Source organism: Chromohalobacter canadensis (assembly GCF_029544075.1).
Classification (GTDB): Bacteria; Pseudomonadota; Gammaproteobacteria; order Pseudomonadales; family Halomonadaceae; genus Chromohalobacter; species Chromohalobacter canadensis_A.
Map to the genome: position 1 here is coordinate 229,697 of NZ_JAJQJH010000003.1, position 16,291 is coordinate 245,987.

The 16,291-nt window shown below is 58.4% G+C and carries 17 protein-coding genes; 7 read left to right on the forward strand and 10 right to left on the reverse strand.

What is annotated here, in order from left to right:
* The first annotated feature begins 3 nt into the window (after positions 1–3).
* Positions 4–414, forward strand: coding sequence for a SufE family protein (locus LUN51_RS07265; protein WP_040241166.1), 411 nt, complete (start codon positions 4–6; stop codon positions 412–414).
* Between the two features lie 62 nt (positions 415–476).
* Here the strand turns inward: LUN51_RS07265 and yidD are convergent, their stop codons facing one another.
* The 10 genes from yidD to gorA form a co-directional block, all read right to left on the reverse strand.
* Positions 477–761, reverse strand: coding sequence for a membrane protein insertion efficiency factor YidD (gene yidD, locus LUN51_RS07270; protein WP_052444937.1), 285 nt, complete (start codon positions 759–761; stop codon positions 477–479).
* Between the two features lie 2 nt (positions 762–763).
* Complete coding sequence (hisI, locus tag LUN51_RS07275; RefSeq protein WP_277810731.1) at positions 764–1,204, reverse strand: phosphoribosyl-AMP cyclohydrolase; 441 nt, start codon at positions 1,202–1,204, stop codon at positions 764–766.
* A 26-nt stretch (positions 1,205–1,230) separates the two neighbouring features.
* Positions 1,231–1,680: a Fur family transcriptional regulator gene (locus LUN51_RS07280; RefSeq protein WP_277810775.1), complete on the reverse strand. Its 450-nt coding sequence runs from the start codon at positions 1,678–1,680 to the stop codon at positions 1,231–1,233.
* 84 nt (positions 1,681–1,764) lie between these two features.
* Positions 1,765–2,727 (reverse strand): alpha-L-glutamate ligase-like protein, encoded by a 963-nt coding sequence (locus tag LUN51_RS07285; protein WP_075369277.1) that lies wholly within the window; start codon positions 2,725–2,727, stop codon positions 1,765–1,767.
* A 1-nt stretch (position 2,728) separates the two neighbouring features.
* On the reverse strand, positions 2,729–4,237 hold the full coding sequence (locus LUN51_RS07290) for an inactive transglutaminase family protein (RefSeq protein ID WP_277810732.1): 1,509 nt from the start codon (positions 4,235–4,237) through the stop codon (positions 2,729–2,731).
* 80 nt (positions 4,238–4,317) lie between these two features.
* Positions 4,318–5,154: an ATP-dependent zinc protease family protein gene (locus tag LUN51_RS07295; protein ID WP_277810733.1), complete on the reverse strand. Its 837-nt coding sequence runs from the start codon at positions 5,152–5,154 to the stop codon at positions 4,318–4,320.
* A 339-nt stretch (positions 5,155–5,493) separates the two neighbouring features.
* A complete protein-coding gene (locus tag LUN51_RS07300) occupies positions 5,494–5,889 on the reverse strand; it encodes an ectoine synthase (protein ID WP_075369299.1) in 396 nt (131 codons plus the stop codon).
* A gap of 119 nt (positions 5,890–6,008) precedes the next feature.
* On the reverse strand, positions 6,009–7,274 hold the full coding sequence (gene ectB, locus LUN51_RS07305) for a diaminobutyrate--2-oxoglutarate transaminase (RefSeq protein WP_277810734.1): 1,266 nt from the start codon (positions 7,272–7,274) through the stop codon (positions 6,009–6,011).
* 20 nt (positions 7,275–7,294) lie between these two features.
* Positions 7,295–7,873, reverse strand: a complete 579-nt coding sequence (gene ectA, locus LUN51_RS07310) for a diaminobutyrate acetyltransferase (RefSeq protein WP_277810735.1) — start codon at positions 7,871–7,873, stop codon at positions 7,295–7,297.
* A gap of 284 nt (positions 7,874–8,157) precedes the next feature.
* The gene (gene gorA, locus LUN51_RS07315; protein WP_277810736.1) at positions 8,158–9,522 is read right to left on the reverse strand and encodes a glutathione-disulfide reductase; all 1,365 of its coding nucleotides are present in this window, start codon (positions 9,520–9,522) and stop codon (positions 8,158–8,160) included.
* A 129-nt stretch (positions 9,523–9,651) separates the two neighbouring features.
* Here gorA and can point away from each other — a divergent pair, with 129 nt between their 5' ends.
* The 6 genes from can (at position 9,652) to LUN51_RS07345 (ending at position 16,202) form a co-directional block, all read left to right on the forward strand.
* Positions 9,652–10,290, forward strand: coding sequence for a carbonate dehydratase (gene can, locus LUN51_RS07320; RefSeq protein ID WP_277810737.1), 639 nt, complete (start codon positions 9,652–9,654; stop codon positions 10,288–10,290).
* A gap of 148 nt (positions 10,291–10,438) precedes the next feature.
* Positions 10,439–12,025, forward strand: coding sequence for an ABC transporter substrate-binding protein (locus LUN51_RS07325; RefSeq protein ID WP_277810738.1), 1,587 nt, complete (start codon positions 10,439–10,441; stop codon positions 12,023–12,025).
* 121 nt (positions 12,026–12,146) lie between these two features.
* On the forward strand, positions 12,147–13,196 hold the full coding sequence (locus tag LUN51_RS07330; RefSeq protein ID WP_246895259.1) for an ABC transporter permease: 1,050 nt from the start codon (positions 12,147–12,149) through the stop codon (positions 13,194–13,196).
* Positions 13,193–14,134 (forward strand): ABC transporter permease, encoded by a 942-nt coding sequence (locus LUN51_RS07335; protein WP_040241139.1) that lies wholly within the window; start codon positions 13,193–13,195, stop codon positions 14,132–14,134. The genes LUN51_RS07330 and LUN51_RS07335 overlap by 4 nt, the downstream gene beginning before the upstream one ends.
* A gap of 5 nt (positions 14,135–14,139) precedes the next feature.
* The gene (locus tag LUN51_RS07340; RefSeq protein WP_075369307.1) at positions 14,140–15,141 is read left to right on the forward strand and encodes an ABC transporter ATP-binding protein; all 1,002 of its coding nucleotides are present in this window, start codon (positions 14,140–14,142) and stop codon (positions 15,139–15,141) included.
* Positions 15,138–16,202, forward strand: coding sequence for an ABC transporter ATP-binding protein (locus tag LUN51_RS07345; RefSeq protein ID WP_175575874.1), 1,065 nt, complete (start codon positions 15,138–15,140; stop codon positions 16,200–16,202). Before LUN51_RS07340 ends, LUN51_RS07345 begins: the two co-directional genes overlap by 4 nt.
* The last annotated feature ends 89 nt before the right edge of the window (positions 16,203–16,291 follow it).

The following is a 16,291-nucleotide window of genomic DNA, read 5'->3' on the forward strand; positions in this document are numbered from 1 at the left end:
TGCATGACAGCACGAGAAGCACAAGCCGAACTGGCCGATGAGTTCGCCATATTCGACAACTGGATGGATCGCTACCAGTACATCATCGACATGGGCAAACAATTGCCGACATTCCCTGAGTCGTTGAAAAGCGACGACACCAAGATTCAGGGCTGTCAGTCGAATGTCTGGATCCACGACCGCCTGGAGGATGGCCGACTGCATTTCGATGCAACCTCCGATGCCGCCATCGTCTCGGGGCTGATCGCCGTTCTGCTACGGATCTACAACGACCGGCCCCCCAGCGAGATTCAGGCGACGCCGCCGGACTTCCTGGGCGAGCTTGGTCTCGACAAGCATTTGTCACCGACGCGTAGCAACGGATTGCATGCCATGCTTGATCGAATCTATACGGTGGCAAAGCAAGCCGCCTAGCGTGTCTGAATGGTCTGATAAGTGCCTGCGTTCTCCACGAGCAACGCGGGGCCAGAGGGCCTTCAGCGCGTATTGGAATGTTCGTGATCGGCGTGAGAGTCGCAGTCGCCTGGCCCGGGCGGCACCGGATCGACACCGCCGGGGTGGCCGGGGTGGCATTTCAGAATTCGCTTGAGCGCCAGCCAACCGCCTTTCAGGGGGCCATGAATCTGGATGGCTTCCACTGCGTATTGCGAACAGCTGGGCCAGAAGCGACAGCGTGGGCCAAGCAGAGGACTAATGACGTACTGATAGCCGCGCAGCAGGCCGATCATGACACCGGAGAGGCACTTGCCGAGCAGTCGCATGGCTAGCGCTGGCCGTACAGCTCGTCGGGGTCCATCAGCGGGGCACTGTCGATTTCCGCCGTTTCCGCGCCCAATGCAACGTAGAAGCAGCTCCGCCGTCCGGTGTGGCACGCGGGGCCTTGCTGGTCGACGCTCAGCAATAGAGTGTCGCCGTCGCAGTCGAGATGCGCCGCTACCAGCTGCTGAACCTGTCCGGAAGATTCGCCCTTGCGCCATGGCTTGCCGCGCGAGCGCGACCAGTAGCAGACGCGCCCAGTGGCGAGCGTTTCCTCCAGCGCGGCCCGGTTCATCCATGCCATCATCAATACCTCGCCGCTCTCATGCTGCTGCGCAATGGCGGGAATCAGCCCATCAGCGTTCCAACGAACGGCATCGAGCAACGTACTTGTCGGTTTGCGCGTGCCTTGCGGGGCCGGCTCGAGTTGCTTGAGGAGATCGGTCATGGCGTATCGTCTTGGCGTTGGATGAGTTAAGCGGACGCCTGCGCGGTGCAGGACGCGCACAGCCCCAGCAGTTCGATGGTTTGCCGCTCGATACGGTAGCCTTGTTGACGAGCTACCTGGGTCAACTGCTCGTTGACGTCGTCGAGGTGCAGTTCTTCCACCCGACCGCACGAACGGCATATGAGCAGCTGGAAGCCATGTGCGTGCTCGGGACAAGGGCAGGCAACATAGGCGTTGAGCGATTCGATGCGATGGACCAGGCCTTGCTCGATGAGAAACTCTAGAGCGCGATAGACGGTCGGGGGGCGCGCCGAAGCATGCTCCGTGGCGAGACGGTCAAGCAGGTCATAGGCCTTGAGGCCGCCAGGCGAGGTGGCGATCATTTCCAGGACACGTCGCCGTATCGGGGTGAAGCGCGCACCGTGCTTGTGGCACTGGCGTTCCGCCTGAGTCAGTAGCGCATGGGAGTCGAGCATCGCAACACCATCGTTCTCGGTAGTGCGGGGCATTCTACGCCGTTGCCCCGGGCGGGGCCAGACACGCTCCGTCTTCCGCTCCGATCAGGCGGAACTGGCCAGTTCTCCCTCGCGCGCGAAATGCCGCTGCGCGAACGCGACGCGTGCTTCGACCGAGCGTGTCTCGGCCTGCTTCTCGATCAGATCCAGCCGCCGCCGTAGCCCTTCGCCATTGGCCATCTGAATGGCCAGCCCCGGGCGCGCATTGAGCTCGAGCAGCATCGGACCGTGGTGGCGGTCGAGCACCATGTCGGTGCCCAAGTAACCGAGTCCGGTCATTTCATAACAACTGGCGGCCAGGTGGAGCAGGGCATCCCAACCGGGCACGTACAAGGAGGCTAGTCCGTGGCCTGTGTCGGGATGGTCTTCGCGAGGGCGATTGAACTGCACGCCACGCAAGGCCGCACCCGTAGTGATGTCGAGCCCTACGCCGACCGCGCCCTGGTGCAGGTTTGCTTTACCATCCGAGGCCGCCGTGGAAAGGCGCATCATTGCCATGACCGGATATCCGCGAAAAATGATGACACGAATATCCGGCACACCTTCGTAGGTGTAGGCGGCGAAGACTTCGTCGAAGGCGATCAAGGACTCGATCACGGCGACATCGGGCGTGCCACCCAGCGAATAAAGCCCGGACAGTATGTTGGATACATGACGTTCCAGATCGACGCGCTCGATACGCGCACCACTGGGCTTGATGTAACCACCATCCTGTTGGCGCTCGACGACGAGAATGCCTTTGCCGCCACTGCCCTTGGCCGGTTTGATGACGAAGCCGGGGGCATCTTTCACTATCTCGACGACGTGCTTCACATCGAACTGCGTGCTTACGGTCCCGATCAAGTCCGGCGTGGTGATGCCATGGCGCTTGGCCAGGAGCTTGGTCTGCAGCTTGTCGTCGACCAGGGGATAGAGCCGACGATCGTTATAGCGGCCTATATAACGTATGTTGCGGCGGTTCATGCCGATGACGCCCTTGGCTTGCAACCTGGCTGGAGTGGCCCACATGTCAGTCATCCTTCGCCAAGGGTTGGAAGCGCCGCAATTCCAGCAAACGGTACCCGGTGTAATTCCCCAGCAGCAGAATCATGGCCATGAGAATCAGCTGTACGCCCAGGAAGTTGAAGGTGATGTGGCGTACCCAGGGATTGTTCATGGCCAGGTAGGCCAGCACGGCGGTCAGCAGGCTGCCGAACCCTTGCTTGAGGACTTCCCTGGGACCTTCTTCCTCCCACAGGATCGACATCCGTTCGATAGTCCACGAGAGGATGATCATCGGGAAGAAGGTGATGGTCAGTCCCGCATTGAGACCGAAGCGATAGGCCATGACAGAGAATAACGAAATGATGGCGATGACCGTGATGATCACCGCCGACACTCGCGCCACCAGTAATAGATTGAGCCGCGATAGATAGCTGCGAATCACCAGACCCACGGCGACGACCAGCAGGAAACCGACCAGGCCGGTGATCAAGGTCGTCTGGATGAAGGCCAGCGCGATCAATACCGGCATGAAGGTGCCCGATGTCTCGAGTCCCACGAGCACACGAAGCAGCACGACGACCAGCGCGCCGATGGGGATCAGCAGGATCGTCTTGAAGAGCGCTTGTTCCTCGATGGGCAAGCTGTGAATGGAGAAGTTGAGCAGGGTATCGTCGGCGAACTGGTTGCGTACCGCGACCGATGCCGGCTCGTTATGGCGCAGCATCGAGAAACTCACATGAGAGTCACTGCCCCCTTGGACTTCGAGCACAGCATTGCCTTGGGCTTCCCACAGCAGCAGATTCTTCGGCTTGCCTTGTTCTCCCGTCCGAGGGTTGATCAGTACCCATTTGTCGTTTTCGAACACTTGCAGCCACGAGGTTAGCGCCTGTCGGCGACGGCCGTCTTCCAGCGTCAAGCCATTGACGATGCGCGCATGAACGTTGGCTTGATTGAGCAGGCGCGTCAGCAAGACAGGGCGCTCGTATTGCGAGAGCAGGAGTCGGGCGTTTTCTCCCTGGCGTTGATCGGTGAATTCCTTGATCAACTCACGCGTGAACGTGAAGGCATCTGCGGAACGCGTATGTGCCTGATCGATTACTTCCCGCGCCGCCGTGTCGTAGGGGCGTGCCCAAGCAATATCTTGTTGTAGCGCCGGTGGGGCCGCCAAGAAGGCCTCTTCGCCCTTGGTCACCAGGAATTGCGCAGAATAGTAAAGCTGTTGCGGCCCATTGGCCTGGCGAATCGCCCATTGTGCATGACGTGCATTGTCGTCGCGTAGATACGACAGCCCATAACCTGAGGAGGCAGTATTTTCGGTCAGTAGACGAAAGCCCGGTTGATTGGTGGGCAGGGCAAGATCGACCCTGACGGGACCGTTGTCGGCGTCGAAATTGACCTGTGCCTCGACTTCCCATATCTGCCGTTGCTCGCCCGGCATGAAGGGCACGTCATAGTGAAAATGCCGGAAGATGGTCAAGACGATACCGATGACCAGCAATGCGCCGACCAACAGGTAAAAGGGCACTCGAGACATGCATTATCCTTGTCGACAAGGCGGCGTCGCTATGACGCCATCCACTGAAAGGTTATCGAGGTGCGCCATGCGGCGCCGACTCAGCGAGTTTCTTCCTCGCTATCGTTGTCCTGCTGATCTTTCTCGGCATCCGCTGCGCTAGCGCCGCCGGGATATTCCGGCCGGGGGTGGATATAGGATTGGCTGACGTCGATGAGCGCGATATCCATGAGAAAGCGCCGTCCCAACAGTACGGGATAGCTGAGATGTGAGCGATCGTTGAGCGTAAACTCGACACGCTGCTTGAGGGGCCCAAGTGTCATCAACAGGCTGATGACAGGGCGGCTTTCCGTCCCCGAGGCCTGGATGATCTTGACGCGCCGCGTCACCGGCGCCTCGATCCATTCATCGCGCATGGCATCGACAACGGGTTCTTCGTCCTCGAGAGACAGCTTGAAGCGTATCCAGTCGTCGCCATCGCGCTCGAACTCGGTGATATCGCGCGCCGACAGCGATGACGTATTGGCCCCGGAGTCGACCCGAGCCTTGAGATAAGTACCCACCGTGGGGAAGCCGACCCATTCATTGCGGCCCAGCATTTCTTTACTGGCAGTATCGCTGCGCTCGATGGGACACGTGGTCACCACGCGAGGTTCTTGACCAATATTCTCGACATCGGCGCGTAAGTGACGCAACAGCCTGCCATTAGCCCGTACATCGTCATCGATGCGCTGCGTACGTTTGGCTTGAACGCGTAACAGCTCGGTTTGAGTCGAGCAGCGTAACGCCAGGTTGTTTTCTAGGCTCTCCAAGCGTTGATTGAAAGCTGTCTCGGTCAAGCCGTCGGTGTGATGATGTGTCGCTTGTGGTACGGCGCAACCTGCGAGTGTCAGCACACCAACGCACAAAGCGGAAAGAAATAACGAGCGGGAGCGCATAGCATCTTCCTGTCGAGGGCCTTCTTGGCAACGCATTAGAAACGAAACGAGAGGGCGTGGGACTCAGGCGCCTGAACAAAATCGCGCTTGATCATACGGAGTTGGTTGCTGGGATGTCCATTATTGACACAAGATAAAACATATAATTTAACATAATATATATTATGCGAACTCGAGGGTTTGTCTTTATGGGTACAATCACCAACACGATTCATCATAGTGTTGAGCGGCCCATCATAGTGTTGAGCAGCGTCTTCGCCGGTTTCACCGCCCACTCACGCACAAAAGAAAACGCTGCCGGATAAGGCAGCGTTTTGCGGATGTACTAGACGCTAGCGCTTATTCGTCGACTGGCGCGTAGGAGCCATCTTCGCGGTGCACTTCGCGGCCGGTCAAGGCAGGATTGAACACGCATGCTACGGTGATGCCTTTTTCCTTGCCACGCAGCAGGTGCTCGTCATGCTGGTCGAGCAAGTACATGTCGCCGGCCTTGATGGGATGGATCTTGCCATCGGCCAGCGTTTCGACTTCGCCTTCGCCTTCGTAGCAGAAAACCGCCTCGAAGTGATGCTTGTAATGAATGTGTGTCTCAGTGCCCGGATGAATACGGGTAATGTTGAACGAGAAGCCAACGTTATCGTTGGCCAGCACCAGTCGCGTGCTATCCCAGTTGCCGTTATCGGCTTCAACGAAACGCTCGGTTTTGCGGCACTCTTCCAGGTTACGGACGATCATGTAGCGCAATCCTCTATGGTCTCAATAAAGGGCCCGCGATCTCGCGGGCCGCATCCAATGTCCACTGTAACGCATGTGACAATGACAACTTAGTGGACTAACGAACAATGCATTCCGGCTTAACCTAAAACTTCCTTGACGCTTCGCTCAAGGATATCCAGACCTCCATTGAGATCTTCGTCGGAGATGGTCAGCGGGCACAAGCATTTTACGACTTGGCCGGAGTGACCCGACGTTTCGATGATCAAGCCGTTCTGGAAGGCCTGGGCTGTGATCTTGTCGGCCATATCTCCGTCGACGACATCCAGACCACGCATCAGGCCACGGCCACGTTCACTGGCTTTGTGCCCTTTCTCGGTCATGAAGGTAGCGATCTTCTGGAAGCGCTCTTCAACGATACCGCCTTTGCGCTGCACATCACGCTCAAAGGTATCGTCGCTCCAGAAGTGGCGCATGGCGGCGGCGGCCGTCACAAGCGCAAGGCTGAATCCACGGAATGTGCCGTTGTATTGGCCGGGCTTCCAGATATCCAGCTCCGGGCGCATCAGCACATGTGCGAACGGCAGCCCGTAGCCTGACAATGATTTGGAATTGGTGACGATGTCCGGCTTGATATCGGCATGCTCGAAGCTGAAGAACTTGCCGGTACGTCCGCAGCCCGCCTGGATGTCATCAATGATCAGCAGGATGTCGTGGGCGCGGCAGATTTTTTCCAGACGTTGTAGCCACGAAATGCTGGCCGGATTGATGCCGCCCTCGCCCTGCACCGTTTCGACGATCACGGCGGCGGGAATGTCGAGACCACTGGAGTTGTCGCCCAACAGCTTTTCGAAATAGCTCAGGGTGTCGGTGTCTTCACCCATGTAGCCATCGAAGGGCATGAAGCTTCCGCCCTGCATCGGGATACCACCGGTGGCTTCACGGAACTTGCGGTTACCGGTGGTGGCCAGCGCCCCCATGGTGACCCCATGGAAACCATTGGTGAAGGCGACGATGTTATGACGCCCTTTGGCATTGCGCGCGATGCGAATGGCGGCTTCGACGGCATTGGTGCCTGTCGGCCCTGGCAACTGAACCTTGTAGTCCAGCCCACGCGGCTTGAGAATCACCTCTTCGAGGGTTTCCAGATATTCGCGCTTGGCCTTGCTCCACATGTCGAGGCCATGCACGATGCCATCGGACGCGATGTAATCCACCAGCGCCTGCTTGATGTGGGGATTGTTGTGACCGTAGTTCAGCGTGCCGGCGCCCGCGAGAAAGTCGATGTACTGCTTACCGTCTTCAGAGTGCAGACGGGCACCCTTGGCTTCGGTGAAAACGGTGGGAAACGAACGCGAATAGGTCCGAACTTCAGATTCCATACGTTCGAGAATCTCAGTCTGCATAGATTGCCTCTTTAAGCGGGTCAAATACGTTGCGGCTCGAACGGGCCGATTCGGACAAGATTTTCCGGATCGTGCTCGCCACCCAGCTGCCCCGTGGAGAAATACTCGCGACTGTTAAGCGGTGCCTGCCAACGATCGGCAAGACGCTTGAACAGTCCCCACGATGCCTCATTATCGGGTGTGATGGTAGTTTCGAGATGGCGGACACTGCTCATCCCAGGGCGCATCAGGACGGCTTCGACGAGACGCCTTGCCAAGCCCGTCCCGCGAGCTTTCTCCCCCACGGCCACTTGCCACAGGAAATAGGTATCCGGCGCGTTGCGCTTCACGTAACCGGAGACGAAACCGACGATCTCCCCTTCTTCGTCCGTGGCGACAGCACAGGTGTCGCGAAACTGCGTCGCGAGCAATAGATAGGCGTATCCCGAGTTGACATCCAAGGGGGGGCACGCTTTGACGAGCTCGTAGATTCCCCACCCATCATCGGTCGTGGGCTTACGGATGAAAAGAGTCTTCTGTGCACTGCCAATCACTGTATCGGCGACGCTAGGACGCGCGAGATCGGCGGAAGGCGTGAAGTTCTCGGTCGTGGGTGTCATATCCATTTTTCGCTAATGGCGAATGTGCTCGCAATAATAACAGCGGCTTATGAATTGATCAAATAAGCCATTATCGTCATGTCGCTATCACATAAACACACGTTATAACCGGATATGCGTATATGACAAGCGCCGCTATCCTAAGCTTATGTAACCACGACTGCTCTTAGTCTAGTCAATCATGAGTCGTATGCATGCATTGCATGAAGAGGCCTCGTTGTCGGGTATCAACGCAAACGGGCCACCGAGGTGGCCCGTTTGCTATCCGAAACTGCATCACATCGCTAGCGACGTGACAAGGAGCGCATGGTGACGAACTCTTCAGCACTCGTGGGATGAATGCCCACCGTGGCGTCAAAGTCGGTCTTGGTCAGGCGTGCGCGCACGGCGATGGCAATCCCCTGGATGAGTTCGCCGGCATCGTCGCCCACCATGTGAGCGCCGACCACACGGTCGGTCACGTCGTCGACCACCAACTTCATCAAGCAACGTTCCTGACTGCCCGAGAGCGTGTGCTTCATGGGACGGAAGTCGGTGCGATAGATGCGCACCCCACCCTCGCACTGTTCGCGAGCTTCTTCTTCGCTCAGACCAACGGTACCGATATTGGGGTGACAAAACACGGCTGTGGCGATGTCCTGGTAATCCAAAGGCCCCGGTGTCGTATCCCCGTAATGGTGCTGAACGAGGTGCATGGCCTCGGCAAGCGCCACGGGGGTAAGCTCGGGGCCACCGGTCACGTCGCCCAGCGCCAGGATCGATGGCTCGGAGGTCTGATAACGTTCATCAACCTTCACGGTGCCATCGGGGTTGAGCGCGATGTCCAGCTCGTCGAGCCCCAGACCGGTAAGGTTTGGACGTCGTCCGGTGGCCGCCAACACGACGTCCACTTCCAGCGTTTCGCCGTTGGTCATGCTCACACGGTAGGCATCGCCGACCGGCTCGATATGCTCGATGGTGGTTTCGAAGTGCAGATTGACGCCCTTCTTCTGCATCTCGTCACGGGTGAACTCACGGACTTCACGGTCGAAGCCGCGCAGGAACAGCTCGCCACGGTAGACCAGGTGCGCGTCGCTACCGAGCCCGTTGAAGATACTGGCGAACTCGACTGCGATATAACCGCCGCCGAGCACCAGGAAACGCTCTGGAAAGGTCTCCAGATCGAAGACGCGATTGGAGTCCACGGCGTGTTCCGCGCCCTTGATATCGGGAACCCAGGGCCAGCCGCCGGTCGCAACTAGAATCTTTTCGGCGGAGACCGTCTCGCCGTTGATCTCGACGCTATGAGGTCCGGTAATCCGAGCGCGACCATTGAGCAACATGACATCGGCGCCTTCGAGCAAACGCCCATAGATGCCGTTGAGACGCTTGATCTCCTCGATTTTGTTGTCGCGCAACGTAGCCCAGTCAAAGCGTGGTGCCTCGGGCAGCGTCCAGCCGAAACCGGCGCTATCCTCGAAGGCATCATGGAAATGAGCCGCATAGGAATAAAGCTTCTTGGGCACACACCCGACATTCACACAGGTGCCCCCCAGATAGCGGTCCTCGGCGATGGCGACGCGCGCCCCCGTAGCAGCCGCCGTGCGTGCGGCGCGTACTCCACCGGAGCCTGCGCCGATGACAAATAGTTCGTAATCGTACTGAGCCACGTCGATCTCCTGACTTTTCGATGACGCAGATGATAACAGTCCGGTGAACGCTCAGGGAGGGGCTAGATTGACGCTTGGTAGCACAGGGGGTAAAAGTTGCTTGGATACCCCCTGCATGAAGAGATTTACATGAGCGATATCAAGAAGCTGTTGGAACAGAACCGCCAATGGGCCGCCGGCGTGCGGGAGCGTGACCCGGACTTCTTCGAGCGCTTGTCGCATCAGCAGAATCCCGATTATCTATGGATCGGCTGCTCGGACAGTCGCGTACCCGCGAACCAGATCATCGATTTACCCCCGGGTGAAGTGTTCGTGCATCGCAACGTGGCCAACCTGCTGTACCACAATGACATGAACGCGCTATCGGTGGTGCAGTTCGCGGTTGATGTGCTGCAGGTCGAGCACATCATGGTGGTAGGCCACTATGGCTGCGGTGGCGTGCGGGCCGCAATCGCCGATGGTGACAACGGCATGATCGATTATTGGCTGCACAGCGTACGCGAGTTATACAGCGTCAACCGCGAAGCCCTCGCGCCGCTATCGTTCGACGAAAAGGTCGATCGGATGTGCGAACTCAACGTGCGCGCACAAGTAGCCAACCTGTGCCGCACCAAGGTCGTGCAGCGTGCCTGGCAGCGGGGACAGAAGCTATCGGTGCATGGCTGGGTCTACGGCTTGACCGATGGCTGTGTGACCGATCTTGAGTGCACGGTATCGCAACTCGACGAAGCCTCGCACATACACCGTTTCGATCGCGTCGCGCGCTGATATTGACCACGAGCAGGAAGCTGCCAGGACAGTGTTATTCATCTGACGAATGGCGACCATCAAGATTTCGATTGTCGTCGTCGCACAAAGCTCTTTATGTTGAAGCTGACGATTCTCGTCGCATAACAATACACAATAGGGCTTCAACATGATCGATAAGAAGACTCTCCTGGCCTCGCTGCTGGGCGCCTCCGTTGTGCTTCCCCTACCCGCACTGGCGCAAGATTCATCCAGCGATAGCGACCCCGTGACATTGCGTATGGCTTATGATGCCGACCCGGTGTCGTTGGACATTCATGAACAACTCTCTGGCGGCATCCTGCAGCTTTCGCATCTAACGCACGATCCCCTCGTACGCTGGACGAAAGACGTCAAGTTCGAGCCGCGCCTGGCCACCGATTGGGAACGCATCGATGACACCACCATGCGTTTCACGCTGCGTGACGGCGTCACGTTCCACACCGGCAATGACTTCACCGCCAAGGATGTCGTGTGGACGATCAACCGTCTGAAGCGTAGTGCTGACTTCAAGGCGATCTTCGATCCCATCGCTTCGGCAACCGCTATCGACGAGCACACCGTCGAAATAAAGACGCATAAGCCCTACCCGCTCGTTCTCAACCTCGCGACCTATATCTTCCCCATGGATAGCGAGTACTACTCGGGCGAGACGGAAGACGGCGATCCCAAGGATGAAATCGTCAAGAATGGCGATTCCTTCGCATCACGGAACTCATCGGGTACTGGCCCCTACGAGGTCGTGTCCCGCCAGCAAGGCGTCAAGATCGTTTTCGAACGCTTCGATAACTACTGGGACAAAGACTCCCCGGGCAATGTCGACCGGCTCGTGCTGACGCCAATCGGCGAGAACGCCACACGTGTATCGGCATTGCTGTCCGGAGATGTCGATTTCATAGCGCCCGTGCCGCCCAATGATCTGGAACGCGTTAGAGCCGACAAGAATGTTGAGCTGACCACCATGTCGGGCACCCGCATCATCCTCATGCAGCTCAACCAGAAGCGTGTGGAAGCGTTCGAGGATCCACGTGTCCGCAAGGCCTTCAACTACGCAGTCAATCAACAGGCTATCGCCGACCGGTTGATGAAAGGCTTTGCGACTCCCGCGGCGCAACTCTCGCCCAAGGGCTATGACGGTTATAACGATAGCCTGGAGCCGCGCTACGACGTCGAGAAAGCCAAGGAGCTGATGAAAGAAGCCGGCTATGAGGATGGCTTCTCGGTCTCCATGATGGCGCCCAACAACCGCTATGTGAACGACGCCAAGATCGCCCAAGCGGTGGCCACGATGTTGTCGCGCATCAATGTCGACGTGGATCTCAAAACGCTACCCAAAGCTCAGTATTGGGGGGAGTTCGACGACCGCGCCGCGGACATCATGATGATCGGCTGGCACGCCGATACAGAGGATTCCGCCAACTTGTTCCAGTATCTCACCGAGTGCCCGGACCCCGAGACGGGAGCCGGCCAGTACAACGCGGCCAACTACTGTAACCCGGAGCTCGACGAGAAAGTGGCGCAGGCGAATGTTGAGACGGACCGCGCCAAGCGTGCCGAGATGCTGCAGGCGGTTGAGCAAGCGCTTTATGACGATGCCGCCTTCATGCCGTTGCACTGGCAGGATCTCGCTTGGGCGGCGAAGAAAAACGTCAAGCTCGAGCCCGTGGTGAACGTCATGAACTTCCCGTATCTCGGGGATCTCGTCGTCGAGCAATAAGAGCGCGACCATGCAATGCCGCCATCGGGCGGCATTGCTCTATTCCCATCCACGATGTTTCTCCGGCCCAACCTACTCAGGATATGGGACGGAGATGCCCGTTTAACAGGACACGCCATCCATGATCGCTTTTCTGATCAAGCGACTGATGCATGCCTTCGTGGTCATGTTCGTCATCAGCGTTATCAGTTTCGCCATCCAGAGCAATCTGGGCGATCCCATCCAGCAGATGGTGGGACAGTCCGTGCCGGAGAGCCAACGGGCCGAACTGCGAGAAGAGCTGGGGCTCAATGACTCCTTCCTCGTGCAGTACGGTCGCTTCGCGACCAATGCCCTGCAAGGCGACTTCGGTTACTCGTACTTTTTCAACGAGCCGACGACAGAGGTCATCCAACGCCATTTACCGGCGACGCTAGAACTGGTGATTGCCGCAACACTCATCATCGTGGTGTTCTCGGTGCCCATCGGGGTCTACTGTGCGATACGCCCGCGATCGGCCTTGTCACGCTTTTTCATGAGCGTGTCCATCATCGGTATTTCGATCCCCGTTTTCCTGACAGCCATCATGTTGATCCAACTATTCGCGATCGGCGTCGACTTCTCGCCGTTTCCGGCGGAGACGGGATGGGGGCAGTGGCTCAACGGTTTGCTGTCCACCGAAGGCGGAATGCCATCATACGGTCGCGGCAATGACTTGACGCACCTCTTTGGCACCTGGGATAGCAACTTCTTCTCTCTCGATGGTCTGACGTACCTGGTGCTGCCTGCCGTTTCGTTGGCGTCGATCATGCTGCCGCTGTTCATTCGACTGATACGCGCCGAAATGCTCGAGGTTCTGCAGTCGGAATACGTCAAATTCGCCACGGCCAAGGGTATCTCGCTCAAGCGTATCTACTTCGTGCATGCCCTCAAGAACACCATGTTGCCGGTCATTACCGTCGGCGGCGTTCAGCTCGGCACTATGGTGGCTTACACGATCCTGACCGAGACCGTTTTCCAGTGGCCAGGCATGGGGCTGATGTTCCTCGAAGCCATCCAGCGCTCGGATATTCCGCTCATCGTGACCTACCTGATGATCGTTGGTTTGATCTTCGTGGTCACCAACACGCTGGTTGACCTGATCTACGGTCTGGTCAATCCGACCGTGAAACTGACAGGGAAGCCGGCATGACGACAACGACTGCAACAACGCCTTCCCGCTGGAAGCGTTTCCGTAATTCTTACTTGGTCTACAGCTTCAAGCGTGACTGGATCGCGCAATTCTGTCTGGCCATTTTCCTGTGCATCCTCTTGGGGGCGGTATGCGCGCCGTGGCTTGCACCGATGGACCCCTACGATCTCACTCAGATCAATATCCTTAACTCCGAGCTCCCTCCGATATGGATCGACGGGGCGGATGCCCTCTTCCCCTTGGGCACCGATGCCCAGGGGCGTGACCTGCTGTCAACGATTCTCTATGGCGCACGCGTCTCGCTGATCATCGGTTTCGGGGCGGTGATGCTCCAGGCGCTGATCGGCGTCACCGTGGGCCTGTTGGCAGGCTACCTGGGCGGCCGGATCGATGCGTTTCTGATGCGTCTGGCGGATATTCAGCTATCGTTCTCGACGCTGATGGTCGCCATCATCGTCGGAGCGTTGTTCAAGGCAGTTTTCGGCGGTGCCGTGTATAGCGACTACGCCGTCTGGCTGCTGGTGTTGATCATCGGGCTTGCCGAATGGCCGCAATACGCCCGCACGGTGCGTGCCTCCGTGCTGGCTGAGCGTTCCAAGGAATACGTGGATGCCGCTCGCGTCATGGGTTATCGCGACCGTCGGATCATGTTCCGCCACATCTTACCCAACACGCTCTCGCCGATTTTCGTCATCTCGACCGTGCAGATCGCCAACGCCATCATTTCCGAGGCTGCCCTCTCCTTTCTGGGCTTGGGTATGCCGGAAACCCAGCCTTCTCTGGGCTCATTGATCAAGTCCGGTTTCGATTATCTCCAGTCCGGGTCCTGGTGGATCACTCTGATCCCCGGCGCGGTCCTCGTGGTGCTGGTGCTGGTGGTCAACTTGCTTGGTGACTGGCTGCGCGACGTCATGAATCCTCGGCTCTACAAGGGGTAACGCACATGGCTTTACTCGAAGTTTCCAATCTCGATGTGCGCTTCGCCCTGCGCCAAGGTGAGGTGCGCGCCTTGCGCGACGTCAGCTTCACGCTGGATCGCGGCGAGCGCCTGGGCATTGTCGGCGAATCCGGCGCGGGCAAATCGGTGGCCGCGTTCACATTGCTCAATCTTATCGCCAAGCCGGGGTATATCGCCGACGGCAGTATTCGCTTCGAGGGTAATGACCTGGCGCGAATGTCGGCACGCGAGCTGCGCCGAGTGCGGGGTAACCGGATCTCGATGATCTTTCAGGATCCGATGATGACGCTCAATCCCGTGCTGTCCATTGGCGAGCAGATGGTCGAGAGCCTCAAAGCGCATCGGCGTATCTCGACACGCGAAGCGCGCGCCATCGCCCTGCACAAGCTCAAGCAGGTTTATATCCCATCGCCGGAAACGCGTCTGGATCAGTATCCTCACGAGCTCTCCGGAGGCATGCGCCAGCGAATCATCATTGCGATCGCGCTCCTGCTGGACCCGGATATCATCGTCGCTGACGAGCCAACCACGGCGTTGGATGTGACGATTCAAGCCGAGATCATGACGCTCCTGCGTGAGCTGTGCGAGAAGCACAACGTGGGGCTGGTGTTGATCACCCACGACCTGGGCGTGGTCAGCCAGATGACTCAGCGTACGCTGGTCATGTATGCCGGACGCGTCATTGAGCAGGGCCCAACGCGCGAGATCATCAACGATGCCCAGCATCCTTACACGCAAGGCTTGCTCAATGCTCTGCCACAGATGACCACGCCAGGCAGCCGTCTCAATCAGATTCCCGGCTCGATGCCATCACTTGCCAATACACCGAGCGGCTGTGCATTTCATCCACGTTGCCAATATCGCTACGACGCTTCGGGGGAGCCGCGCCGCGATTGCCTCGAAGAGGTCCCCGAGTTCGTCACCTCGGGAAATTGCGACGTCGCGTGCCACATGGTGCGTGACATGCTCGCCAAGGAGGCCTCATGAACGCCGTTGCCACCCAAGCATCACCCGCGACCGCGTCACAGACACACGCGGGGGCCGAGTCCCTGCTGGAAATCCGTGGGCTGTATAAGCATTTCCCATTGGCCGACGGATTTCTCGAACAGTTGCACTTCGAAAAGGGCCGCCTGGTGCGGCGTAATGAGCAGGTGCATGCCATCAACGGTGTTGATCTCACCGTGCATCGGGGCGAAGCGCTGTGCGTGGTCGGAGAGTCTGGCTGTGGCAAGTCCACCGTGGCACGGCTGGTCATGGGGTTGCTGTCCCCCAGCGCCGGGGAAATTAGCTATGACGGTCAGCGCATCGATAACATGCGTGGCAAGCAGCTTCTGCCCTATCGTCAGCGCATGCAGATGATCTTCCAGAATCCGTATGCCTCGCTTAACCCGCGTATGACGATTCAACAGACGCTGGAAGAACCCCTGCGCTTTCATCACCCGGATTGGACGACACCGCAGGTCCAGGACAAGGTGGCCGACGTGATGGCATCGGTGGGCATAGATCCGGAATGGGGCAAACGCTTCGGGCATGAGTTTTCCGGCGGCCAGCGCCAGCGGATCGCGATTGCCCGGGCGTTGGCCGTCGACCCTGAGTTCATCGTCGCCGATGAACCGATCTCGGCGCTCGATGTGTCGATCCAGGCACAGGTGCTTAACCTGCTGATGGACGCGCAGGCCGAACGTCACCTGACGTACCTATTCATTACTCATGACCTAGCGGTTGTCGAGCATTTCGGCACACGCGTTGCGGTCATGTATCTGGGGACGGTGTGTGAGCTAGCCGATACACGCTCGCTGTTCGCGAGGCCCAAGCACCCCTATACGCAAGCGCTGCTCTCGGCGATTCCCCGTCTCGAAGACGATCGTCCCGAGCATGTACGCCTTTCCGGCGAGGTGCCCACGCCGGTTCACCTACCCTCGGGCTGCGTCTTTCATGGCCGGTGTCCGCATGTTATGGAGCGCTGTCGTCAGGAAGTCCCCCAGCTCATCGTCACCGACGATGGCAACCAGGTGGCGTGTCATGCGGTCGAGGAAGGCCGCATCTGAGCGTATTGTGAGCAAACAAACTTGCATCGTCCTGTCCACCTGCGCGTGACGGGGCGATGCCATGCGATGCCGCACGCTTTGGCTGGCGT